Annotated in this window: 18 protein-coding genes; 7 read left to right on the top strand and 11 right to left on the bottom strand. The window is 34.8% G+C overall.

What is annotated here, in order from left to right; all coding sequences use genetic code 11:
• Positions 1-83: 83 nt before the first annotated feature.
• From DIT68_RS05810 to DIT68_RS05760, 11 genes are all read right to left on the bottom strand, one after another.
• Positions 84-992: a DUF2279 domain-containing protein gene (locus DIT68_RS05810; protein WP_146194135.1), complete on the bottom strand. Its 909-nt coding sequence runs from the start codon at positions 990-992 to the stop codon at positions 84-86.
• A 115-nt stretch (positions 993-1,107) separates the two neighbouring features.
• Positions 1,108-2,769, bottom strand: coding sequence for a YceI family protein (locus DIT68_RS05805; RefSeq protein ID WP_109358878.1), 1,662 nt, complete (start codon positions 2,767-2,769; stop codon positions 1,108-1,110).
• Positions 2,770-2,970: 201 nt separating this feature from the next.
• Complete coding sequence (gene rpsA, locus DIT68_RS05800) at positions 2,971-4,752, bottom strand: 30S ribosomal protein S1 (protein ID WP_109358877.1); 1,782 nt, start codon at positions 4,750-4,752, stop codon at positions 2,971-2,973.
• Between the two features lie 423 nt (positions 4,753-5,175).
• A complete protein-coding gene (locus tag DIT68_RS05795; protein WP_109358876.1) occupies positions 5,176-5,808 on the bottom strand; it encodes a carboxypeptidase-like regulatory domain-containing protein in 633 nt (210 codons plus the stop codon).
• A gap of 73 nt (positions 5,809-5,881) precedes the next feature.
• Positions 5,882-6,778 (bottom strand): tRNA (adenosine(37)-N6)-dimethylallyltransferase MiaA, encoded by an 897-nt coding sequence (gene miaA / locus DIT68_RS05790; protein WP_109358875.1) that lies wholly within the window; start codon positions 6,776-6,778, stop codon positions 5,882-5,884.
• Positions 6,779-6,793: 15 nt separating this feature from the next.
• Positions 6,794-8,842: a M13 family metallopeptidase gene (locus tag DIT68_RS05785; protein ID WP_109358874.1), complete on the bottom strand. Its 2,049-nt coding sequence runs from the start codon at positions 8,840-8,842 to the stop codon at positions 6,794-6,796.
• Positions 8,843-8,851: 9 nt separating this feature from the next.
• On the bottom strand, positions 8,852-9,307 hold the full coding sequence (locus DIT68_RS05780) for a GNAT family N-acetyltransferase (protein WP_109358873.1): 456 nt from the start codon (positions 9,305-9,307) through the stop codon (positions 8,852-8,854).
• Between the two features lie 12 nt (positions 9,308-9,319).
• Entirely contained in the window at positions 9,320-10,963 is a 1,644-nt protein-coding gene (locus DIT68_RS05775) for an acyl-CoA carboxylase subunit beta (protein WP_109358872.1), read from the bottom strand.
• Between the two features lie 247 nt (positions 10,964-11,210).
• Positions 11,211-11,675, bottom strand: coding sequence for a DUF4268 domain-containing protein (locus DIT68_RS05770; RefSeq protein ID WP_109358871.1), 465 nt, complete (start codon positions 11,673-11,675; stop codon positions 11,211-11,213).
• 2 nt (positions 11,676-11,677) lie between these two features.
• Complete coding sequence (locus DIT68_RS05765) at positions 11,678-12,568, bottom strand: hypothetical protein (protein ID WP_109358870.1); 891 nt, start codon at positions 12,566-12,568, stop codon at positions 11,678-11,680.
• A gap of 75 nt (positions 12,569-12,643) precedes the next feature.
• Positions 12,644-13,237 carry a hypothetical protein gene (locus tag DIT68_RS05760; protein WP_109358869.1) on the bottom strand — a complete coding sequence of 198 codons (594 nt, stop codon included), beginning with the start codon at positions 13,235-13,237 and terminating at the stop codon, positions 12,644-12,646.
• A 261-nt stretch (positions 13,238-13,498) separates the two neighbouring features.
• Between DIT68_RS05760 and DIT68_RS05755 the strand changes: the two genes are divergently transcribed.
• The 7 genes from DIT68_RS05755 to DIT68_RS05725 all read left to right on the top strand — a co-directional run bounded on the left by DIT68_RS05755 (position 13,499) and on the right by DIT68_RS05725 (position 24,975).
• Positions 13,499-16,246: a T9SS type A sorting domain-containing protein gene (locus tag DIT68_RS05755; RefSeq protein WP_109358868.1), complete on the top strand. Its 2,748-nt coding sequence runs from the start codon at positions 13,499-13,501 to the stop codon at positions 16,244-16,246.
• A 289-nt stretch (positions 16,247-16,535) separates the two neighbouring features.
• Positions 16,536-17,525, top strand: a complete 990-nt coding sequence (locus DIT68_RS05750) for a WD40/YVTN/BNR-like repeat-containing protein (RefSeq protein ID WP_158276116.1) — start codon at positions 16,536-16,538, stop codon at positions 17,523-17,525.
• Positions 17,526-17,547: 22 nt separating this feature from the next.
• Positions 17,548-17,826, top strand: coding sequence for a transposase (locus DIT68_RS05745; RefSeq protein ID WP_109358866.1), 279 nt, complete (start codon positions 17,548-17,550; stop codon positions 17,824-17,826).
• Positions 17,823-18,671, top strand: coding sequence for an IS3 family transposase (locus DIT68_RS05740; protein ID WP_109358865.1), 849 nt, complete (start codon positions 17,823-17,825; stop codon positions 18,669-18,671). Before DIT68_RS05745 ends, DIT68_RS05740 begins: the two co-directional genes overlap by 4 nt.
• Positions 18,672-18,696: 25 nt before the next feature.
• Positions 18,697-22,557, top strand: coding sequence for a hypothetical protein (locus DIT68_RS05735; RefSeq protein WP_146194134.1), 3,861 nt, complete (start codon positions 18,697-18,699; stop codon positions 22,555-22,557).
• A complete protein-coding gene (locus DIT68_RS05730; RefSeq protein ID WP_109358863.1) occupies positions 22,517-23,125 on the top strand; it encodes a T9SS type A sorting domain-containing protein in 609 nt (202 codons plus the stop codon). Before DIT68_RS05735 ends, DIT68_RS05730 begins: the two co-directional genes overlap by 41 nt.
• Positions 23,125-24,975: a T9SS type A sorting domain-containing protein gene (locus DIT68_RS05725; protein ID WP_109358862.1), complete on the top strand. Its 1,851-nt coding sequence runs from the start codon at positions 23,125-23,127 to the stop codon at positions 24,973-24,975. The genes DIT68_RS05730 and DIT68_RS05725 overlap by 1 nt, the downstream gene beginning before the upstream one ends.
• Positions 24,976-25,073: the final 98 nt, after the last annotated feature.

Here is a 25,073-nt window from a genome sequence, read left to right as displayed (position 1 = left end):
AGATTGGAAATGGGTTTTATTTACAGAAATAGCATTTTTTATCTGTGCACTTTGCGAAAAACTCTGTGGGCTTTGCGGTTAAATTAAAAGTAAAGCGAACTCACCTCTAGTTTACCACCACTAAATATTACTGCTGGAAATGGGACTTTTACATGATTTATTACCTTAAACAAAGTCTTCATCCATTGTCTCTTGGGATTAAATCCTTGAAAATCTATGTCCAAGGAAAACAAATATTGGCTTTTTGCATTAAATGTTTTTAATCCTGGTTTTCCGGTTAATACTGTATATGAATTAAAATCTCCATGTATTTTTTCATCTATGCTGTATCCAAAACTAAAGCTTAACCATTTTGGAAAAGAGGAGCTTTCGTTCATAAATTGGGCAGGCGAGATGGATAACCAGTAGGTTTGACCGTTGTAGTCTTTTAATAATCTTTCGGAAACTGTTCCACCTAATGTGTTGGGTCTGTATTGCGCATAAGGAGATAAATGTGCGCTGAACTTTAGTTTTAGGCGTTGTTCTTCCCAAAGCAATTCTTGCCAAGTATACCAAGCTATTCCTAATGTGTTGGCTCCAATGTCGGACCAGGAAAAGCCCCATTTCTCGGAATAAGCATCCAGCAATTCCAAACTGCTGAGATATCCAAAAGCAACTGACGAACCAATCAATAAACTTTGCTTTCGGTTTACTCCAGACCAGCGGTATAAGGAGGCGATATTTTTGGTGATGAGGTTTCCAGTGTAGACATGACCTATTTTATCCATTCCCAACCACTGTTGGGAGTCATCAAATAAATGGAAGCTATTTGTCCAACTTTCTTTGTACCATACGTTTTTTAACGCAAGAATACTCCCTGTCCAACCAGTTGCAATTGTGGCGCTTGTCCAAGCTGTTCTTTTAGGGTTTAGTGTTGAATCATTCTCAAAGAAAGTTTGTGTTCGACCCAAAAGGGTCAAAATAACAAAACTGATTAAGAGTATATTTTTCACAAGTCTAAAAGTAAGGAATAATTGATTGACAAGCGAAATTGTTTTACTATGGGGGCGTTTTCTATCATGTTCTGGAAACAGAACACCATTAAAGCAAAACGCCCCTAATGTAAATCTATTTGGTTAATTGAATCTCAAAATGAAAATCAACAACATCTCCAATTTTAGCAGATGAAGGCATTCCGTAATCTGTTCTATTAAGAGAAGATTTTCCCCAAAGTACCATTATTTCTTTGCCATCTTGTTCTCCTGTACCTACTAATTTCAGAGTAACTTCGACAGGTTTACTAATGCCCAGTAAAGTGAAATCTCCTTCGACTAAGTAAGCATCTCCAGATTTTGTAAAGTTTTTAGATTCGAACTTCAGTTCAGGATATTTTTCTTCGTGGAAATATTCTTCGTCCATTAAAGATTCATCACGCATAGAATTGTAAGTTGAGATGTTTTTGACGGGTAAAACAACGTTAATCGAGGTATTGGATAGATTTTCTGTTATTTTAAAGTCTCCAATCACTTGTTTAAATTCACCGCTCGTTCTTCCGCTAGGAGGCCCTAGTTCAAAGAAAATCTTTGATTTTTCATCATCGATTTTCCAGTTGCCTGTTGCATTTGCAATATCTTTTCCATTGGGTTCATCTAATTTATCGTGATAGCTCTGAGCATTTGAGTTTCCTGAGTTGCTGTCTTCAGATTGCTCAATTCCCAGAGAGGCTAAATCAATTCCTGATGATTGCTTCACCGGATGGAAATTGGGAGCGATAAGCAGTATAAAACCTAGAGAAAACAGTTTTAAACCTATGATGTTCAATTTTGATGTGAACGTAGCGTAAAGAACTGAGAGCAACCCAAGAGAAATTAAAAGTGACGAGAGTGTTAAAATTCCTCCTAACCTCTCTAATTGTGTATAGGCAAAACCTAATAATAAAATAATAAGTAGTGGAACTAGAATGGCCTTAGCTGTTAGTAAAAATTTCCATTTTCCGGTATTCTCAGAAGCCAATCTGGTAAGTAGTTCATAGATTGTCACTATAAATCCTGCTAAAAATACACCTTGAATTACTTCACCATTGGTAAGGTCTAATGATGCAAAGCCCGCTTGCTCTAGGACTATAAATGCTGCGGAGATAAGAAACATTGCTCCAGAAGCACTAATTAGAAGACTAGATGGAATTGTGGTTTTGTTGCGTGCTAAGAATGAACTGGAAAGGAAGAGTGTAGCTGCGATTAATATTCCCACTTTTCCAAGTAAAAATCCACCTAGCGATGCGATCACACCAATGAAAGTAAAAAGCAGAGCACTATGGAGTAAATTAGCGTCCTTTTCATCCCATTTAATTGGGCTCATTTTGGCTAACATTTTAGCTAAAATTAAGTTGATTACATGTATGAGTAGTGGAGCAAGTGCACTCAAGAGGGCCAATCCTGACAAGACTAAAATATCATCTATTTGTTGTCCCATATAACTGTGTTGGGCCAACTCTGGATAAAGAAAGAATCCTGCGCTGGTCAGGACAGGAATAATTAGAAGTCCCAAATGTTTTTTCTTTTTCAAAAACTCACCCAATGCAAAGTTGATACTCAGTATGGCAATTAATAAAAAGGTTAAGCTTTGGTTTACTCCTTTTTCATCGTTGAGAAAATCTTTGGTGAGAATAAGTGTACTTATCCCTAAGATGTAAACCGCGATAAATTCGCTTGGTTTGGTGTTTTTACTCACTTTAGCTATCGCTGCAAATATTCCTGATATGATTAGGAAAACGGCTGTTATTGTTAACATATTTAGTTTTTAAGATAAAAATAATGAATTTTTTTTGACGAGTAGTAATAACAAGGATAATGGTAGATTGTTTTTGTGGTCTGGAGATTGCATGGGCGATTTGCAAATCGCCCTTACAAATCGCCCATACTAAACGCCCAAACCAAAAAAAAGCCCCGATTCGAAAGAATCGGGGCTTCTCAGATATATGATGTTAGAAAATTACTTTCCTTCCATTTTTTCTTTCAAGGCTGCAAGAGCATCTAAATCACCTAAAGTAGATTTTTCAGAGTTTTTGTTTACATCACTAACAGCTTTTGATGAACCTCCACCGGATTTACCGCTAGATTTTTTCGTAGTTGGCTTATCTTCGCCTTCTTCAAAAGTTCTCAAGTGAGAAACAACGATTTTCTTAGCATCTTTGTTGAACTCAATTACTTTGAAATCAAGAGTTTCTTCTACTTTCGCATTAGAACCATCTTCTTTACGCATGTGTTTAGCAGGACAAATTCCTTCTACACCGTAAGGTAAAGATACGATACCTGATTTATCTTTTTGTTCAACGATTGTTCCTTGGTGTACTGAACCTTCTCCGAAGATTGTTTCAAATACATCCCATGGATTCTCTTCAAGTTGTTTGTGACCTAGAGAGATTCTTCTGTTTTCTTGGTCGATTTCAAGAACCACAACTTCCATTTCTTCTCCTACTTTGCAGAATTCAGATGGATGTTTGATTTTCTTTTGCCAAGAAAGGTCAGAAATATGAATTAATCCGTCAACACCTTCTTCTAATTCAACGAATACACCGAAGTTAGTGAAGTTACGAACCTTAGCTTTGTGCTTAGATTGAACTGGGTAACGGTTTTCAATAGCTTCCCATGGATCTGGCATCAATTGCTTAATACCTAGAGACATTTTGCGCTCTTCACGATCTAATGTTAAAACAACAGCTTCAACTTCATCTCCTACTTTAAGGAAATCTTGTGCTGTTCTTAAGTGCTGTGACCAGCTCATTTCAGATACGTGAATTAATCCTTCAACACCTGGTGCGATTTCAACGAATGCTCCGTAATCAGCAAGTACAACTACTTTACCTTTTACTTTATCACCTACGTTCATACCTTCATCCAATGCATCCCAAGGATGTGCTTGAAGTTGTTTCAATCCAAGAGCGATACGTTTCTTATCGTCATCGAAATCAAGGATTACAACGTTTAATTTTTGATCTAATTCAACAATCTCTTCTGGGTGGTTAACACGTCCCCAAGAAAGATCTGTAATGTGAACAAGACCGTCAACACCACCTAAATCGATGAATACACCGTAAGAAGTAATGTTTTTAACTGTACCCTCAAGAACCTGTCCTTTTTCAAGACCAGAGATAATTTGTTTTTTCTGCTCTTCAAGCTCTGCTTCAATAAGCGCTTTGTGAGAAACAACAACGTTTCTAAATTCTTGGTTGATTTTAACAACACGGAATTCCATGTCTTTACCAACGTACATATCGTAGTCACGGATAGGTTTAACGTCAATTTGAGAACCTGGCAAGAATGCCTCAATTCCAAATACATCAACGATAAGTCCACCTTTTGTTCTACATTTAACATGTCCAGTGATCACTTCACCAGTTTTCAACACTTCGTTCACACGATCCCATGCGTGGTGCATACGTGCAGTTTTGTGAGAAACTACTAGTTGACCATTGCGGTCTTCTTGTGATTCAACAAATACTACAACTTCATCTCCAACTGCAAGATCTTGTTTGTAACGAAATTCGTTAATTGCAATAACTCCTTCAGATTTGTAACCAATGTTTACAACAACCTCACGGTCTGTAATTGCTACAACAGTTCCAAGAATTACTTCTTTCTCTGTAATAGAAGTTAATGTTGCTTCATACTGATCTGCGTATTCAGCGTGTTGTGCTTGACTATACCCTTCGTTAGCTAACGCGTCCCAGTCAAACTCAGGATTTCCCTGATCAATAATTTTGTTTTCAGCCATATTGGCACCTTTTAATTGTATTTCAAGCAATCTTAAAAACTTGAAAGAAATTTATATTAAATCGTCTTATATAAGATTAACGATAAACCCAATTTTCTCTAAATTGGAGTGCAAAGATAGAGATTATTTAATTGAATGACAAAATGTAAGGGAAGAAATGTTTAATGTTTTGAACAATCTTATGTTGTTCATTGTCATTATTTTCTACTCACTTTTTGAAAGATATCGCCATTATTCTGTCATCTTGGACCTTGGAGAAATTTTTCTTTTTCTGAGGTAAGGACTTCTTCTAATCCATTTATCATCAGTGTTTTTTTAGGATAAAATATAAATAGGATTAAAGGATAATGCTTATTGCGATTTAAATAGCTTAGCCACTAATTTTAAATATTTGTGCAACAGTTGTTTAAATCGTTGGCTGAATTAATAGTTGATAGTAAAACTCGTTGTATCAAATGGCGTGTTGTAAATACTATCTATTCCATTGGAAGTATTCGAGCCTATTGTCCACCAATAAAACTTCATGTATTTATTTCCATCATTTAGGCAATAAACGTCGAGGTCCTCATTTCCGTAATAGAATTTTGTCTCGTTCTTACAGCAGTCTTCACAGTCGGTTTTTCCTGAAACTTTCTGGATTTTTATATGGTCATTTGAAGCAGTAACACCACCTTTCTTCAGAATAAATTTGGTCCAAGATTTTGGACTTAAGAAGTGAGTTATTGCGTTTTGATCTTCAGTCGTTAAGTCGTCAATGGGATATGTCTTTTCATCGATAAAGTAGTTTTTCTTCGAAACTCGAATAACCAATGTTTCAAATTTGGAGCGTTCTACTGCTATATCATAGTTTCCTGAGGCATCAGTGGTCGTACTTCCTTTCAATGTTTCTATATTGTCTCCTGTGCTATAAGTATAGATTTTAACTGCGGCATTTTGGATGTTTTCGCCCGTTTCAGGTGCTTTTACATTTCCTGAGAATTTAAAATCGAGCTCCTCTTTTTTACAGGAAAAAAGGGAGATGAAGACCAGTAAAGAGGTGACTACTAAATATTTCATTTTCGGTAATTTCTACCAAATATATGGAAATAATCGAATTTTATCAAAAATAGGAGCGGAGGAGAAGAATTAACTATTGTAGTGTAGAAATGATGTCTTTAACCATGTTTTCGGTAGTTGTTGGCGAAATCCAATGGGCGCTGTCTTCCTTTCTAAACCATGTTAATTGGCGCTTGGCATATCTTCGCGTATTTTGTTGAATCAATGCTATAGCTCTTTCTTTGGAAATCTCACCGTCTAAGTATTCGAAAACTTCTTTGTAGCCAACAGTATTTAGTGTTTGTAATGATCGGTGTTGAATGTTGTTTTTAACTTCATCAATCAAGCCATTGGCTATCATGATTTCTACGCGCTGATTAATGCGGTTGTAAAGCTCTTCTCTCGGATGGTTAATAACAAAATAATAAGTAGGAAATCGAGGTGTTTTTACATTTTGTTTTCTCAATTGTGAGAAAGGCTGACCTGTAATTTCGAAAATCTCTAATGCCCTTATGAGACGGACTGGATTCTTAATGTCTGCTTCATTATAATATGCGAGGTCAACTGTTTTAAGTTTTTCTTGAAGAAATTCAATGCCTTTTTCTTCTAATTCTTGATTCCAAAAATCTCTTATTTCTGGATTGTGAGGCAATTGATCGGTTCCGTAGATTAGTGCGTTAATAAACATGCCAGAACCTCCAACAATAATGATGGTGTCATCAGATTCAAAAAGGTTTTTTACTCTTTCTAAGGCTTGTTTTTCGAATTGACCAGCAGATAAGGGGTGCTCTACGGAATGGGAATCGATGAAATAGTGTGGGATTCCCTCCATTTCTTCCTCGCTTGGTTTTGCAGTTCCGATGGATAGTTCTTTATAAAATTGTCGGCTATCTGCAGAAATGATGGAGCAATTCAATTGCTTTGCCAAAGCCACAGCAAGCGAAGTTTTTCCGCTTGCTGTAGGTCCTGCAATTACAATAATTTTTTTCATTGGTAAAATAAGGGATTACCAGATTTTAGAAATTTTCTCCTCACTTTTGCGCATAGCATCTCCTTCTTCTACACCAAAGGCTTCGAAGAATTCTGGGGAGTTCATTAATGGTCCGTTTACTCTATATTTCCCAGGACTGTGTGGATCTGTAGCCAAACGTTTTTTTAGTTCGGCATCCGTATAGTTGATTTTCCACAACTGAGCATACGCCAAGAAGAAACGTTGAGCTGGAGTAAACCCACTTCTTTTGTCTCCTTTTTTGAACTCATCTGTCATTGTATAAGCATAGTAGGCCATTGTAATTCCTCCTAAATCTGCAATGTTTTCACCCATTGTTAAATCAGGATTCACACAGTGACCGTCAATTGGACAAAAGCCACTAAAAGTCTTTCCTAAACGATTTGTTCTTTCTTCAAAGTTAGTTCTGTCTTCCTCAGACCACCAGTTAGTGAATGATCCATCGGCAGCGAATTTACTTCCCATGTCATCAAAACCATGAGTAAATTCATGACCGATTACCATTCCAATTCCTCCGTAATTTACAGCATCTTCAGCGTTTACATCAAAAAATGGAGCTTGCATTATACCCGCTGGGAAAGCGATTTCATTTAGTAAAGGGTGGTAATACGCATTTACTAGGTGAGCGGGCATTCCCCATTCATCCTTGTCTACAGCTTTTCCTAATTTAGACATGTTTTCTTCAAAAGAGAAACTGTGACATGCATCAACGTTACCAATGTAGTCCTGGGCATTAATTTTTAAACCTTTAATGTTTTTCCAAGTATCAGGATATCCTAATTTACGACCAATAGCATGTAGTTTCTTTAAAGCTTCAGTTTTTGTCTCATCGGTCATCCATTCTAAATTGTTGATTCTCGTTTCATAAACAGCAAGTAGGTTGTCAACCATTGTGTTAACCTTGTTTTTTGCTTGTTCAGAGAAGTGGCGAGCAACAAATTCCTTTGCCAATGCAGTACTTACCGCTTTATTCGTCATTTCTTCGATGGCTCTTTCATTCATTGGTTTCATTTCTTTGATTCCAGAAAGGGCTGTTCCATAAAAGTCAAAATTAAGCCTCACCAATTTTTCGTCCATATATGGAGCATAGTGGTTGATGTATTTCCATGCTAAATATTCCTTAACAGTTTCGAAGTTTTCGCTTGCAATAACCTCACCCAATGAAATAATGTGCTTTGGTTGTCCGACGATGATGTTTTCGATTTTTTTGTCTTTGGCGTATTTCGCTGCAGTTTCTTTTATGTTTAAGAATTTAACGATTTCGTCTGCGTCATCAATAACCATTGGGTTGTAGGTGTTCTCAGGAATTCTTAATTCTGCAGGCTTCATCATTGATTCTGCCATTTTCATTTCGAACTTGATTACACGTTGGGCTACTTCTGATGGATTTTCAAATCTAAATAGTTCGAAAGCAAGGGCCATGTAGTCTAGATACTGATCACGGATTTCCGCTTTTGAATCATCGAAATAGTAATCTCTGTTGGGCAAACCTAAACCACCTTGAGAAAGATAGAGCGTGTTTTTATCTACGCTTTTAAGGTCCTGACCTACATATAAACTAGAAAAGGCACTAATTCCTTTCTTTTTCATTTTCATTACCGCATCAGGAAGTGATGAATGGTCTTTGATTTGTTTTAACTCTTCTTTGATTAAGAAAATCTTTTTCGGACTTAGTTCATTTCTTAAGTCCATGTCCTTCATTGCTTCGTAGTAGTCACCGATGATTTGAAGATCGCTTCCTATAGCCGATTCAACTGAGCAAGCTTCCTCTAAAATTACCGTTAGTTTTTCTTTGTTGCGTTGGTCTAGTTCATTAAAACTTCCCCAACGTGATTCTGATGCCGGTACAGGATTGTTCTTGATCCAAGTTCCATTGGCATACTGAAAGAAATCTTCAGATGGAGCAGTTGATTTGTCCAAATAGTCTACATTAATAGTGTATGGACTTTTTGGATTAATTTCTTTGGTGTCCTTTTTAGAGGTTCCGCAAGAAGCTAAAATCGAAGCTCCAGCGGCGAACAATAAAGTTTTATTAATTATTTTCATTTCTATTTCTTATTTGTTTGATTTTAAACACATTTCCACGTGTGGAATTCCGTCTTCTAAGTACTCTTTTCCGGTAGATTTGAAATTGTGTTTGTTGTAAAATGCTTCTAAATGTTTTTGTCCTGAGAGGTAGACAGGAACGTCGCCAAATTCGGCTCTGCAAAAGGCCAAGGCTTCTTCTATCATTTGGTGTCCTTCTTTTTCGCCTCTTTCTTCTTCTGCCAAAACAACCCTTCCAAAACCTATGTCATCGTATGCTACTCCCTGTGGTAAAATACGCATAGTTCCCACCAATTCTCCTTTTCCATTTCGGCAAATTAAGTGGTAAGATTTTTTATCTTTTCCATCTAATTCTTGGTAAGGACAATTTTGTTCAACCACGAAAACTTTAATTCTTAAAGCGAGAATATCATGAAATTCGTTTAGTGAAAGGTCATTGTAATGTTTAAATTGCCAATTCAGCATATTGATTTGTTTTTACGTTTGAATGTTTCCTACGTTATATGGCTTTTCTGCGGGTTTTAGGTTGGCCGCTTCAATTCCCAGGGCAATTATATTTCTAGTTTCCGCAGGATCGATAATGGCATCTACCCAAATTCTTGAGGCAGCATAGTAAGGACTAATTTGTTCGTCGTAACGATTTTTAATTTTATCGTACATTTCTTTCTCCTTTTCTGCTGTGATTTCCTCACCTTTTGCTTTGAGAGAAGCCATTTCAATTTGCATCAAGGTTTTAGCTGCCGAAGCCCCACTCATTACTGCTAATTCTGCCGTTGGCCAAGCCAGCATTAGTCTAGGGTCATAAGCTTTTCCGCACATTGCATAATTTCCTGCTCCGTAAGAATTTCCTAAAACTACAGTAAATTTAGGTACAACAGAATTAGCCATTGCGCTCACCATTTTCGCTCCGTCTTTTATTATTCCACCGTGTTCGCTTTTTGATCCCACCATAAATCCAGAAACATCTTGCAAGAATACAAGAGGAATGTTTTTCTGGTTACAATTCATTATAAAACGTGCAGCTTTATCGGCAGAATCAGAATAAATTACTCCACCAAATTGCATTTCGCCTTTTCCACTTTTGGTGAGCAAACGCTGATTAGCAACAATTCCAACGCTCCAACCATCAATTCTGGCATAAGCTGTAACGATGGTTTGACCGTATTCTTTCTTGTATTCCGTGTATTTAGAATCATCTACTATGCATTCGATCACATCACGAACGTCATAAGGTTTTGTTCTTTCCTTTGGTAGAATTCCGTAAATATCCTTCAATTCTTTTTTGGGTAAAATAGCCTCTTTCCTGTCAAAACCAGCAGACTGTGGTGCTCCGATTTGACTCATTAATTCACGAATTGTTTTTAAACATTCTTCGTCATTCTCTGATTTGTAGTCACAAACTCCAGAGATTTCGGTGTGTGTGGTTGCGCCTCCTAAAGTTTCATTGTCGATTGTTTCTCCAATTGCTGCTTTCACTAAATAAGAAGCCGCCAAAAAAATCGTTCCTGTTTTGTTCACAATCAAACTTTCGTCAGACATGATTGGCAAATAAGCTCCACCGGCAACACAACTCCCCATTACAGCGGCAATTTGTGTAATTCCCATTGAGCTCATTACAGCATTATTTCTAAAAATTCGACCGAAATGCTCTTTGTCGGGAAAAATTTCGTCTTGCATTGGAAGATAAACTCCAGCAGAATCGACTAAATATATAATTGGAAGATTGTTTTCCATTGCAATTTCTTGCGCTCTTAGGTTTTTCTTTCCTGTAATCGGAAACCAAGCACCCGCTTTTACAGTGGCATCATTGGCGACAACGATACATTGTTTTCCTGAAACATATCCTATTTTGATAACCACTCCACCCGCAGGACAACCACCATGCTCTTCGTACATTCCTTTTCCTGCAAATGCAGCTACTTCAAAAGAGTAGGTGTCTTTGTCGAGCAATAAGTCTATTCTTTCACGGGCCGTAAGTTTACCTTTGCTGTGGTGTTTTTCTATTCTTTTTTTTCCACCACCTTCGTAAACCTTAGCTAGCTCACGTTCCAGTTGTGAAATTTTGAGACGCATTGCATCCTCGTTTTTGTTAAAATCTAGTTCTTTTTTCGAAATTGCCATAGTTTGAAATTGTTGTGCGATAAAAATAGTTGATTTAGCTGATTTTAGATGGATTTTTGAAGAGAAAAATTCATTTACGAAAAATCAATTACGAATTATGAATTAGGAATTACGAATTGGAATCTAAATTTAAGTTCAATTAATGGGTAGAAAAATAAAAGTTGTAAGACCATGAGATGCAATCTCGCAGAAGCTTCTAACTTTTATTTTTTAAAAAATTCGTAATGCGTAATTCAACCATTCGTAATTACCTCACCAGCCCAATCAAAACCTCGTCGTAAGTATTGTAAAAACGGTCGAAACCAAGTAATAATGAAATGTAGAAATTAAAGATTTTTTCTTGATCTTCTTTAACGTACATGTTCACATTTTCCAATGTCCATGAAATTCTCGAAATAGTTTGTCCAGCCGAATTAAATGCAGTTTCTTCCCAAATTCCTGGGAAAACCATTTCTTCCTCCATCACTTTTTTGAGTTCTGTCATTTGTTCCCAAATAATAGCACGCACTCCATCGTCTTTTGCTTGAACGTCAATAGAAAATCGTGCGATTTCTGTATCGGCATGCAGTCGAACGTACAATTGTTTGAGATGAGTAGGGTAGTTCACCCAATTGATGCGTTTTCCGTTCGCACCTTTATTTACACCTGCTTGTTCTTTGAACCTTGTCCAAAATGCAGTTGTAATTTCTTTTTTTTCTTCTTTTGTAAACATGATTAATGATTAAGCCAATAGATAAATCTGCCCCAAAGTGATGTTGGTTTTTCCTTTTGTTGAACTTGTTTTTTTGAAATAGTCTTTGGAGTTTGCTTAGATTTTTTCTTTTGTTTAGATTTGTTTGATGAACTTTTAGCAGCTTTTTTCTGCATCATTTGTTCATATTTGGCTTTCTTTTTCTTTTTATCAATCTCTTTTTGCTTCTGAAGTTCCTCCCTGTATTTTTTCTGAGCTAAATTTCTTTCCTCCTCATAAGTAAGCGAATTCTTGTTTTTTCGTGACTTATTCCCTTTCTTATTTGTTACTTTCTTTTTTTCTTGAACAGGTTTTGATTCTCGGGTCGGAGTTTCAACTTCTTTTTTTACCTCTGCATTAGACTTTTCTTCTTCAGTCGATTCAGAAGGATTATCTGCATTATAAACGGTTTTTTCTTCCTGTGCTGATTCGTCATTGAGATCTTCTGGAGTTCTTTCGGTTTCTTTTGGTTTATCCCCAGGTAATTCAATTTTACCCACAACTTTAATCCCCTGAACTTCAGTTTTTGGAGCTTTAATGACTCCGTCTTCAATATTTAATTCATGAGTTTCTTCGCTTTCCTCAATAGATTCAACTTGTTCGTCAACTTCAGTTTGCTCAATTATTTCATGAGTTTCCTCTTCTGCAATTATTTTCCCTTTCGGTTCTTCAATAATTGTTGATTCAGGAGTAGCTTTCACCTCGCTTTCAGCTTTCTCTTCAACCGTAAAATGTTCGATGATGTCATTTACGTAATCATCAGGAATTTTAGTGTTTGGAGCGTGAACGATTTGTTCTTCAAATTTTTGATCAACAAAAGCAACAACTTCGGAAGTCTTTACTTTTAATTTTCTGGCTATTTGAGCGAGTCTCATAATTGAATAATTTTTAACAAAGATACATTTTACAATCCAATTAGCATTAATCTAAAATTTTTAGAATTACACTTTTTAGTTTTGCGTTTCTTGACGCAGTTCAATTTGAATATCTCTATCGTATTTACTTTTAAAATACCAGCGATACAATAAAAGTAAAACGGATTGCTTTACATAAGGAGCTCGCAATTCTTCATCGCTTAATTCTCGTTTATAGATATCAAAGAAATAATGAATTGAAATGTCTTCCCCTTTTTCGATTTCTTGGTTGATTTTACTAGCGATTTTAGAAAAGTTTGTCTTTACTATTTCATTAGAATCTACGGCGAATAATGCACTTGCACAGCTAATTATATTAGAAGGATTTTTATACAAAACTGTATTGTCAAAATCTTCTTTTTTTAATGGAGGATTGAAATAATCATTCACCGCTAAACTATCAAATAGCGTTTTGTAAGCTACTCCAGTAGTATCCGAAATATGTCCTTCATCTAATAGCAAAAGTTCAAATTCATCCAAAAGTGGTGTTATTTCAACATCGTAATTAAGGTAATAATCTTCGAAACATACCTTTAAATAGGTGTAGGTTTCTTGGTCTTTTACTTTTTCGGGTGATTGGCAAGCGTTTAAGATAGAAAGTAAAAGGAGGATTTGGAGTAATTTATTCATGGAAATAATTTGTGTACAGTACACAACGAAAGTAATGCATTTTAGAATACCTGAGAATAATATCCGCATTTGATTGTGGTTGGATTTGAGGGATAGGTTTTTGATTTTTTCTTTTTCTTAAATAAAATAACTAATTTAGAGGATGTTATTAGGAATTGGAAATTGAGGTGAAATTTATTTGTTATAGTTAAATAACTATTAGAATAGGTTCTATTTCACACTAAACCCAAGTCTGGTTGATGAATTCAAAAATTATAAAAGATGAAAAAGACATTACTATTTATACTTATCTTAATTTTATCACCTTTTATTTTTTCTCAAAATGGTGAGAATGATCCAACCTTTAATCCTTTTGATCTCGGTTTTGGAATTGGGGATGGTTTTAGTGGCGAAATTCATGCATCAGCAATTCAAAGCGACAATAAATTGATTGCAGGTGGTGGTTTTTCAATGTATAATGGTATTGAAAGATATACTTTAGCCCGACTAAATCCAGATGGTTCTATAGATTCTTCTTTTGTTGTTGGAACTGGGTTTAATGACGTTGTGAATTCGATAGCTCTTCAAAGTAACGGCAAAATAATAGCCGGAGGTGGATTTACTTCATATAACGGAAATGCCTGTAACAATATAGCTCGCTTAAACGCGGATGGAACATTTGATACATCCTTTAATCTAGGTTCTGGATTTAATAGTTCGATGACAGGGGTTCCGGTTCCATTATGGATTGAAGCAATAGCTATACAAAATGATGATAAAATAATAGCAAGTGGCCGTTTCGATGAATACAACGGAATACCTGTAACTGTAATTGTTCGGTTGAATCCTGACGGTACACTAGATAATTCTTTTGATCCAGGCCCTCAAATTAATGGCGAATTCAGTTCGATTGTTATCCAAAATAATGGTAAAATAGCTGTAGGAGGGAACTGTTGGTCCTGCAATGGAACTTCTATAAATCACATTTTAAGGTTAAATTCAGATGGATCCATGGATAGTTCTTTTAATCCGGGAATAGGTTTTAATTCTTCGATAAATACACTAAAACTTCAGAATGATGGGAAGATTGTAGCGGGAGGAATTTTCCTAGCATTCAACGGTAACTCTGCCAAATATGTTGCTCGTTTAAATACAAACGGTTCACTGGATACATCATTTGATTCAGGATCTTTAATAAATAACTTCGTGTATTCATTGGCTATACAAAGTGATCAGAAGATTGTAATTGGGGGGAAGTTTACTTTTCAAAATGGAAATGGAACGAATAGGGTTGTTCGTTTGAATAGCGATGGTTCAAAAGACAATTCATTTGATGTCGGCTCTGGATTCGATAACAGAGTATATACTGTTTCTATACAAAATGACGGTAAAGTTATTGCTGGTGGAAATTTTATTTCATATAACGGAACCACTCAAAACAGGATCGCACGGTTAAATACTGATGGATCGCTGGACAATAATTACAATTTAGGGACTGGTTTTAATAACCGAGTAAATTCGATTGCTATTCAAAACGATGGAAAGATTATTGGTGGTGGATTATTCACCTCCTTTAATGGAAGTGTTCTTAAAAGAGTTGTGCGTTTAAACACCGATGGTTTAAAGGATAGTAGTTTTGATACGGGGTCTGGATTTTCTGGATATGCTAGAAGGGTTAATAGCGTTGCAATGCAAAATGATGGGAAAGTCCTAGTAGGTGGAGGTCTTTTAGATATCTATAATGGATCAAGTATTAACTGTTTAGTTCGGTTAAAAACAGATGGGGCTTTAGATACTTCTTTCGATATGGGAGTTGGTATTTCGGGTCCTAGCGAGGAGATACATTCAATTAAAGTTCAAAATGATGATAAAATTATTGTTGGCGGAAGTTTTGATTCTTTTAATGGAACTCCAAGAAATAGTATTGTGCGAATAAATGCAGATGGTTCTATTGATAATTCCTTTGATCCAGGTTCAGGTTTTGGTTATGGAAGGGTGTTTGATATTGTTATTCAGACTGACGGTAAAATGTTAATAGGAGGATATTTTAATTCCTTCAATGGTGAACCAAGTAGTAATGTTGTGCGATTAAATGCGGATGGCTCATTTGACTATACTTTCGATATTGGTTCTGGATTTAATGAAAGAGTGAATACAATTAAAGTTCAAAACGACGGAAAAATTTTAGTGGGTGGCTCTTTTACTACTTTTAATGATAACGCTGTAAAGGGTATCATTCGATTAAATAGTGATGGAACACAAGATCAATCATTTGATTCAGGTTCAGGCCTAAATGGTGCTCGTTCAATTGTCATTCAAAATAACGGGAAAATAATTGTAGGTGGAGTATTTAACTCATATAATGGTGTTGCTAGAAGTAACATTGTAAGATTACATAATAATGGAAGCATTGATGAGTCCTTTGAAATTGGAACTGGATTCGATAAACCTGTTTTTTCTCTGGCATTTCAGGATAATGACAAATTAATTGTTGGAGGAGATTTTCTTTCTTACAATGGAATAGGTAGAAACAGAATTGCAAGACTAATAACAGGGTGTGTAGATGCTTCAGTTAATGTTAATTGGTCTGTTCTAACAGCAAATAATTCAGACGCAACTTATCAATGGGTGGATTGTAACAATAATTATGCACCTATTGTGAATGAAACTTCGCAAGTTTTTAATGTTACCCAAGATGGTGACTATGCAGTGATTGTGAGTTCCAATACGACAAATTGTGTTGATACTTCGACGTGTATAAATATCGCCAATGCTTCTGTTAATAATAATTTTAATGAGAGTAGTTTAAAACTCTATCCGAATCCAAATAACGGGAGTTTTACAATAGATATTGATAGGGAAGCTGAAGTGGCAGTTTACAATTCGGTAGGGAGAAAAATCTTAACTAAACAATTGAAAATAGGTCAAAACTCCATTAATTTTGAAAATATTGCGAATGGAATTTATTACTTGAATATTGCAGATAAGTTGGGGGGTAGGAATTCGCATAGGATAAGTGTGATGCAGTAGACGAAATCATTTTTATTATCCTGATATTGAGCTAATCTTTTTTTACTAAAGATTTAATCATATAATTGCTTTGCTTATTTAGAATTATCTATTTCAATTATGTAAGGTGTTTTTTGTCCAAAAAATAAATAAGGAAATATACTAGGTTATTAATTAAATAATGTTAAACTTACTTAATATTATTAGTTTATTGTTTTACAGTGTCTTTTTAAAAGCACCATTATATTATAAACAATTATTACTTATTAAATCTAGAATAGCTATGAGCAAGTTTAAACGATTTTTTTCAGTGGGCATTTTTTTTATTTGTATTTTTCCAATATACTCACAAATTGGTGGAGCTACAAACGGGAATTTTAATATTGATGTAGCAGAAAAAGAAGCGCATTTTGATTCCATAAGAGCATATAGGTTAAGTCAAGGTGATTCCTCCATGAAAGGAACAGGTTATACTGATTTTCTGCGATGGAAAGAATATTGGGGTTTATATATGCCAACGACAGGGAACTATCAGCATGCCTTAGAGATTTATAAAAAAAATGAAGATTTTCAGAAACAATTACATCTCAATACATTAAGCAGTAGTGGTAATAACGCCTTAATTGTAAATCCAGTAAACTGGCACGAACTAGGGCCTTATAATTTGTCTCAGATTTATACTGAGACAGATGATAATACCTCTGTTTGGAAACAAGTTCATCAAAATAACACTGGGAATATAAAATCTGGAGCGCATGTGGGTAAAGTAAGGAAGCTTTATCAACACCCGACTAACGCTGATATAATTTATGCATTGGGTGGAGATGTTGAACATTGCGGAGGAGGTGTATTTGTTAGTACTGATAAGGGATATAATTGGAAAGTTTTTGGAACAGACCAAATACATGAACCGAAGATTACATCTTTGGCCGTAAAGCCTATTGGTGAGCAACCTGCGGCTAGTATGGAATACATCTTTATCACCTTGGCAACAGGTGCAGTGTATAGAACTGCAGATAATGGCAATACATGGGTTGAATGTGGATATAATGGTGTGAACGCTTTTCCATACAACGGGAGTCAAATCAACAATGATCCCTACTCCTTGCCTTATGATTTTACTACCTTTAACTTTAGTTGGACTTCAAGAAACCACTCAAATGAACTAGTTATGACTAAGAAGAATAGTTCTTCAGGAGTATCTTCGAGATTGGTTGTCGCTAGAGAAGGAGGTCTTTATTATTCTGATAATCATAATGCAAGTTTTATAGTACTCCCCATTTTTAGGACAACATATTAAGTTGTAATTTTAAACAATAAATATGAGAAATAAAAGGAGAACATTTAGTGCATCTTTCAAGGCAAAGGTGGCTATTGAAGCGATTAAAGAGCAATCTACAATGCAAGATTTAGCAAGTAAACACAAACTACATGCTAATCAAATATCTAAATGGAAAGCTGAGTTTTTAGTTAATGCTTCATCGGTTTTTGAAAAAGAAAATCAGAAAAAGGAGGTTGAAGATAACTCTGATACTTTGCTTAAAACAATAGGCGAATTAAAAGTTGAGAACGATTTTTTAAAGAAAGTCTTGGAAAAATGAGTACTGCTGATAAAAGGCAACAAGCAGTTAAAACTTACCCAGGACTAAGCCTTTCAAAACGATGTGAAATTCTAGGAGTTAGTCGATCAACGATTTATTATAAACCAAAGGGCGAGAGCGCTTTAAATGAAATATTAATGAGAGAAATTGACAGATATTTTCTTAAACACCCTTATTATGGCCAAGAACGAATGCGAGATTACCTTAATCTAGATTTAGGTCATAATGTGAATATAAAGCGAGTAAGCAGACTCTACAAGTTGATGAATTTAAGGACTATTTATCAAGCTCCAAAGACAACAACAAGAGATCCTGACAGCTATATATATCCGTACTTATTGCGAAATTTAGACATCAATCGACCAAATCAAGTATGGCAAACTGACATAACCTATATTCCTATGGCAAGGGGCTTTATGTACTTAGCTGCAATAATCGACGTTTATAGTCGCAAAATCATAGCTTGGGACGTGTCCAATACAATGACAAAAGAATGGGTGATAGAGCTATTGGAAGGCGCTATAAAAACACATGGCAAACCAGATATACACAACTCTGATCAAGGCTCGCAATATACAAGCACAGAATATATTGAGGTTTTGAAAAGAAACGAGATAGAAATATCAATGGATGGACGCAGAAGAGCAATAGACAATATTTACATAGAGCGCTTTTGGAGGTCAATAAAATATGAGAGAATTTATCTAAATCCTCCAAATGGCGGTGTTGATTTAAGAAATCATGTTCATGAGTATATTACTTTTTATAATACAGAGAGAAGGCATACGGAAATAGGAAAAGTACCGCCAGATAAATTGTATTTTAAGAAAAAAGTAGCATCTTAGCATCAAACTAAGAAACTGTTAAAAGTTGTCCAACCTTTGGGGGGTATCATATTTGACCGTTACACCACAAGGTGTAAATAATCAAATAATATGGAATAGTTTTAATGAAAATTCTAATTTAGGTAGCATAGTTGATAATTTATCGTCTAATCCAGATAAAGTTATACAGTTTAGTGATTTTGAATGGTATGAAAGAAATGGATCTGTTACATATTTAACTCTGATTCATATAATGGAAGTTGATGCTGGTGGTACTCCCATTGGAAATATAAAGCAATATTTACTAACTTCAAATGATTTTGGGCTTTCATGGAGTATTATGGGAGTTGGGAATCCAAACTCACCCGATGGAAAGAAGGTTTTGAAAGCTGACTTATCCTATCAATTTAGACAAAGTAACATTGAGGTGAAAAAGAATAATCCTAATGTCTTATACATAGTCTCAACTCAAATGGAACATATTAATCCTACAATACTTGAAAATACCAATTCTTACTCTTTACATAAATTCGATATTATTAATTCTTCTTGGTCAGATTTATCTAGAACAGGTTTTTATACTGGTATTGGGGCTCAACCTTTTGGTTTTGCATTAAATCCCTCAAATGAGGATAACTGGTGGTTTTACACCAATGACGTTGATAAGTTTGAAAATGGTACTTTAACCAAGCTTACCGGTTTATATGGTGGTGGTTTTCATCCCGATGTACGTGACATACTAATCATAGGTGATGAGATTTTGGCAGCAACCGATGGAGGTGTTTATAGAACTACAATAGGAGCAAATGACCATATAATGGATATTTCCTCAGAGGGATTGAATATGGCACAATCTTATTCATTAGGTTTAGCGCAGCAACCTCCATTTTATGTTGCTTCAGGATTTTGGCATAGTGGACTACAAGTTTACAACCCTGATGAAAATATTTGGCATTGGGGGAGTATGACTGATGCTAAAGGTGGTGAGGTCTTTTTCCTCAACAATGAGATTTTTAGTTTTGAGAATACTCAATCTAATTCTAGAATTATAAAAAAATTCAATGATTTTACTCATTTATACACTAATCAAGGAAATAACTTTAAAGGTTCAGAAAATTTGTATGAAAGGTCGTATTTTATTAAACCAGCTGGTTTAACCGATAAGTTAGCATATAATACTGACGATGACAACTTTACCGCTATCACGATATTCAATAATAATACTTATCCTAGCGTTTATTCAGAAGCTGAACCAATAGTCATTCCTAACGAACCGGATAAAGTTGCTGTTTTGTTTACAAATCAAAATGAAGACCAAATGTTACATATTTATGGTGGCCTTAACAAAACAACACCTGAACAGAATCTAGAAAAAGACTTCAACTTAACTCAAATTTATGAAACTATTGATGGTACACCTGGTCTCCAAACTAATGTAATGAATTTTGTTTTTGATCATCGTAGAAACGGCAAATTCTGGACAATTTTGAAACCTAGTCCTGAATGGGGCATCACTGGAAAAGGAAGAATTGTTGAATATGATCCTGTTTATGATGAATTTATTGATTTATCCTACCCTATAGATGACGATCCGCAATCAAATTCGATCTTTCCAAGTTGGATGCATATTAATAGTCTTGAAATGGATAGGGAAACAGGAGTTTTATATCTAGGTACTGGACATGGTGTTTATTATATTGATAGAGAAAATGAAATTTGGAGAAGGTATTCCAAAGATGTTCCGATGTTTAAATCTAAAATATCTATAAGACATTGCACTGGAGAGTTATTTACATCCACTTCTTACAGAGGAATATGGTACGCTGATCTGTTGAGAAATGAGAACACTCCACCGTTAGAATGGAAAATTACAGGTATTGAGACATGGGTGGAAAGAATGAACTTGTTTTGCACGCTTGTTATAGAACCAGGGGCTAAACTAACAATCAAAGGTGAGTTATATGTATTTGGTAATCAGAAGATTGTTGTAAAACCTGGTGGGAAATTAGTTGTTGATGGTGGAATTATTACTTCTGAATGTGGCTCGGCTTGGGGTGGGATTGAAGTTTGGGGGAATCCACAAGAATCTCAATTAACTACTAATCAAGGATATTTACTAATCCACAATGGAGCTTTAATTGAAAATGCAAGAACTGCCATTCATGTTTGGGAATCAGGTAACTGGAATTCTACTGGAGGAATAGTTATGGCATATAACAGTACGTTTAAAAACAATTGGCGTTCTGTTGAATATATTTCCTATCACGACTTCCTGCCTTCTGGTCATGAAAGAACGAATAGAGGATTATTTTCAAATTGTGAATTTCTTTGGGATGATGAATATGAGGACATTTTTGGTACTGACACTTATACAGGTATCACTATGTATGATGTTAATGGTGTGCGTATTCATGGATGTGACTTTATTGACAACAGGACATATATTAGTAACTTTAATAATAGACCGACGGGCATACTAAGTATTGATGCTAGTTATAGAGTCGCTGGGAAAAGTTTAACTTTCTCCCCTAACACCACCCACACAGAATATAATGAAACAGACTATGATATTGGCAAATTTATTAATTTAAAAGAAGGGGTTAGAGCTTCTAACTCAAACTCTCAAGCAACTGTAATTATAGATCATATTAAGTTTTTGAATTCCCGTTCTGGTGTTATTCTTAGCGCTGTTGATAATAGCACAGTAACAAGAAACTTATTTGAATATAATTCAGACCATCCAAATGATATCTCTCAAATGAATCAATTAAGTTTAAATGAACCAACAAGTTTTACTGTAGAAGGAAATCATTTTATAAATAGTGAAATTGGATCAGCAATTGTTGGAACTATTCAGGCAAACACAGGAATGGAACAAAACGAAATCTATAGAAATAAATATGAAGGCACTTATTTAGGAAATTATGCCATAGGCAAAAATACAAATGACCTAAGTGGTCCTTTGTTAGCCTCAGGTCTACAATGGTTATGTAATGATTATAATAATTATAAATTCGATGAATTTGTATTTTCATTTAATTCTACCCAAGGGGATGGGCATGGTGTTCGTTTAAAACAAGGTTTTGCAAATGAAGCTGCCGGTAATAAATTTACAAATGGTTTTGATGATCAGCAAAATGAATTTCATTTTTCCACAACAGATCCAGACAACCTAATTTACTACGCTTTTGATAATCCTATTGAAATCCCTACTGAATTAACAGGAAATGTAGGTGTTCAAGTAATTAATAAAGAAAACGTATGTCAAAGTAATTTTAATACACTAATTACTGGAGTATCATCACGTTTTTTAAGAGAGCCAACAAAACAATTTTTAGAAAGTGAGTTTGCTGAGAATAGTGAGGAATTAAGTCTGAAAATGATTGCGTTAGATAGTCTTGAAAATGTAGCGAATTCATCTGAAATGTATAGTACAGTCAATAATTTGAATGTTGACAATATGATGCAGGTACGTAATTCTTTAGAGTTAGCAAGTCCTTATTTATCTACAGAACTTCTGAAATTAGTTGGAACTAGATCCGCACCTCAATATCCACATTTATGGTATAAAGATTTAATTCTTATGAATATCGAGGTGGCTCAGGATAATACTTTCATGGAGTATTTATTAACAAAAAATAATCCTTTGCCTCAAAATTTATATGATGAAATTAATGATGTCAGAAATCAAAGTATTACAGCACGTGGAGAAAAAGTGAATGAAATAATTGATTTGGATACTCGAAAATCAAATATTATTAAATTATTAATTACAAACGAACTGAGTGATACTACAGCTATAAATTGGTCATCATTTAATAATTTAGTTGCTTTAAGAGAAGATGTTGTGAGTAAATCTCAATTGGTTGATAGTTATTTTTGGAAGGAAGCAATTAATTCAAAGTGATTCTATACTGGATGATATTTACTTAAATATTAGTGAATATCAAATTTTAAATACGCAACAAGAAATGTTAGATTTTTATACTTTTAAAAAGTATATCCTTTCAATAACTGACTCCTCTGGAATAGTGAAAGGATTAAACGATCAACAAGTTTTTGACCTGATTAATTTTTCTGAAGAGTTGACGGGTAGAGCCAGAGTCCAAGCTCAAAACTTACTGTGTTTCTTTGAAGGTTTATGTGAATCCCCAGTTGTTATTTTTGATTCTGAATCAAAAAGTATGCAGCAAAACTTTTCACCTAAAACAGAAATGATTTTTGAGTCTTTAGATGATGTTAGAATTATTCCAAACCCAAACCGAGGTGCGTTTATTGTTGAATTGAGTGAACATTCAGAAATTAAAACCCTTGAAGTTTTTAGTATTGATGGAAAAATACTAAATTTTAAGAGTGAAAAATTAAGTAATTCATCTTCAAGAATTCAAGTTGAAACACCAGTGAAAGGACTCTACTGGTTGATAGTGAATACAGTGAAAGGAATTAATTATTCAACAAAGTTTGTAATTAAGTAATGAGAAAAAATAAACACATATTATTACTGTCCTGTTTGTTGCTATTTAACATCTGTGGAATTTCCCAAAACGGCTTTCAAAAGGTGTATGACCATCATGAAATAGACACCTTTTCTTTGATAAGTGATATCTATATTCATGACTCTGTTCCCTACCTCACCTTGGGTTCTGGCGGTGGAAATCCATACCGCATCAATTTCCGTTTTGGTAAAGTGAATGAGCAGGGCGATTATGAAAATATTCTGGAATATTATGATGTAGGACACTTACAGCGCAGTATGTATAGTTTCGTTGAATTAGATACAAATTTTCGCGGAAATTTAGTGAATTGTTACAAAGATGTTTCCAATTATGCAAATAGTTTTCGACTCATTGAGTATGACCTCGATGGGCAAATTTATTTAGATACTGTGTTTAGCGATTTTTGGACAATAGACAGTGTAAAATTTTTTGATTATTCTAGGTTGCTTCATTTACCAGATTCCAGTTATTTAATAGGACTCAATTATATCGATAAAAAAGAATCAAGTGCAACGTTTGAGGTTCAAGGAACAATGTTGTTAAACGTTGCCTTTGATGGAGCAATTAAATGGAAAAAAGAGATTTACAATGCTGTTCATCCAAGTAAACCAACAAGCTCGGCAATAAATCTTATTGACTTGGAAGACGGTTCATTTATGCTGCATTATATGGATGTCACGAATTATGGTCAGACATTGGCCGATTTAAGCTGGGCTATTCAAAAGTTCATAAGAATTGATGCAAACGGAAACACTCTTTCAGAAAAGCAGTTTCAAGATGGGCAGTACTGTTATTCATTTAGGGGTTCTTATTTTGACGAAGACACAACATACTTGCAGTATTTTGATTCAAAATTAGTGGGCGACCATCCCAATACAGATCGTTTTAAATACATGCCTATGCTTTCTAGAGTTGACGAAAATATGGATACAGTTTGGCGGATACCATTAACCAATATTTGGCATGAGAATATAGGTATTTATTATAGTATTCATAAAATGCGTAAATTAAATGATACATCATTTATTACTGCATTTAACTATACAGAAGAAATTGTATATTACGAAAAGTATTTAAGTTTAGTTAGGTTATTAAATTTTTCAACTGATGGAGACGTGATCTGGCACAGAGATTATTTCTATTATGAACTGGATTCGCTTAATGATCCCGAATACCGAATTGCTGATCTAGAGTTAATGCCTGATGGTGGTTTTATTTTGGGAGGTGAAGTATTAAATTATCAACGTTTTAATGATAATGTTCCTTATCAATTTGCGTATTTATTGCGTACAAATTGCTTAGGATATTTAAGTCCTCCAAGTGCAGCCTTGATTTATGAAAGTGAAGGAAGAGAAGTTCAGTTCACTAACACCAGTATGAATGCTGGGAGTTACACTTATTATTTTGGTGATGGCGATTCGTTAAGTACAAGTGAGCACATAGATTCCGTTTTTCATACCTATAATCTAAATGGGAATTACACCGTTACTCTAGTCGCGCATGGTTGCAATGGTTATGCAGATACGGTAAGCTTTAATATCGAAGTTAAACAAGAAAAAACGTTTGGTGATATTGGTAATAACTACTTTAACCTTTACCCAAATCCTGTGCAACAGGGCGGTGTAATAACCATAGAAACTGGGAATATTGAAGATGGAGAATTAAGATTTTATGACATGCAAGGTAAAATGCTAAAATCTGCTCCACTTCCTCAAGCGAAGAGTATTTATTTTATTGAGCATAATTTCACTTCAGGAACTTATTCTGTTCAGCTTTATAAAGAAGAAAAGTTACTGCAAAGAAAAAAAATAGTGGTGAGCGGTGGGTAAAACTATTTTCGCCTAATTTCGATGGTTTATTTTTAAGTTAAAAGCAGTATACATATTTTCTTTTGAAAACATCCAAGGGATTTCCGGCACCTATTTTT

The organism is Brumimicrobium oceani (assembly GCF_003143775.1).
In the GTDB taxonomy this organism is placed as follows: Bacteria; Bacteroidota; Bacteroidia; order Flavobacteriales_D; family Crocinitomicaceae; genus Brumimicrobium; species Brumimicrobium oceani.
Note: the sequence above shows the minus strand (reverse complement) of the source record. Positions and strands in the feature narration are given on the sequence as shown.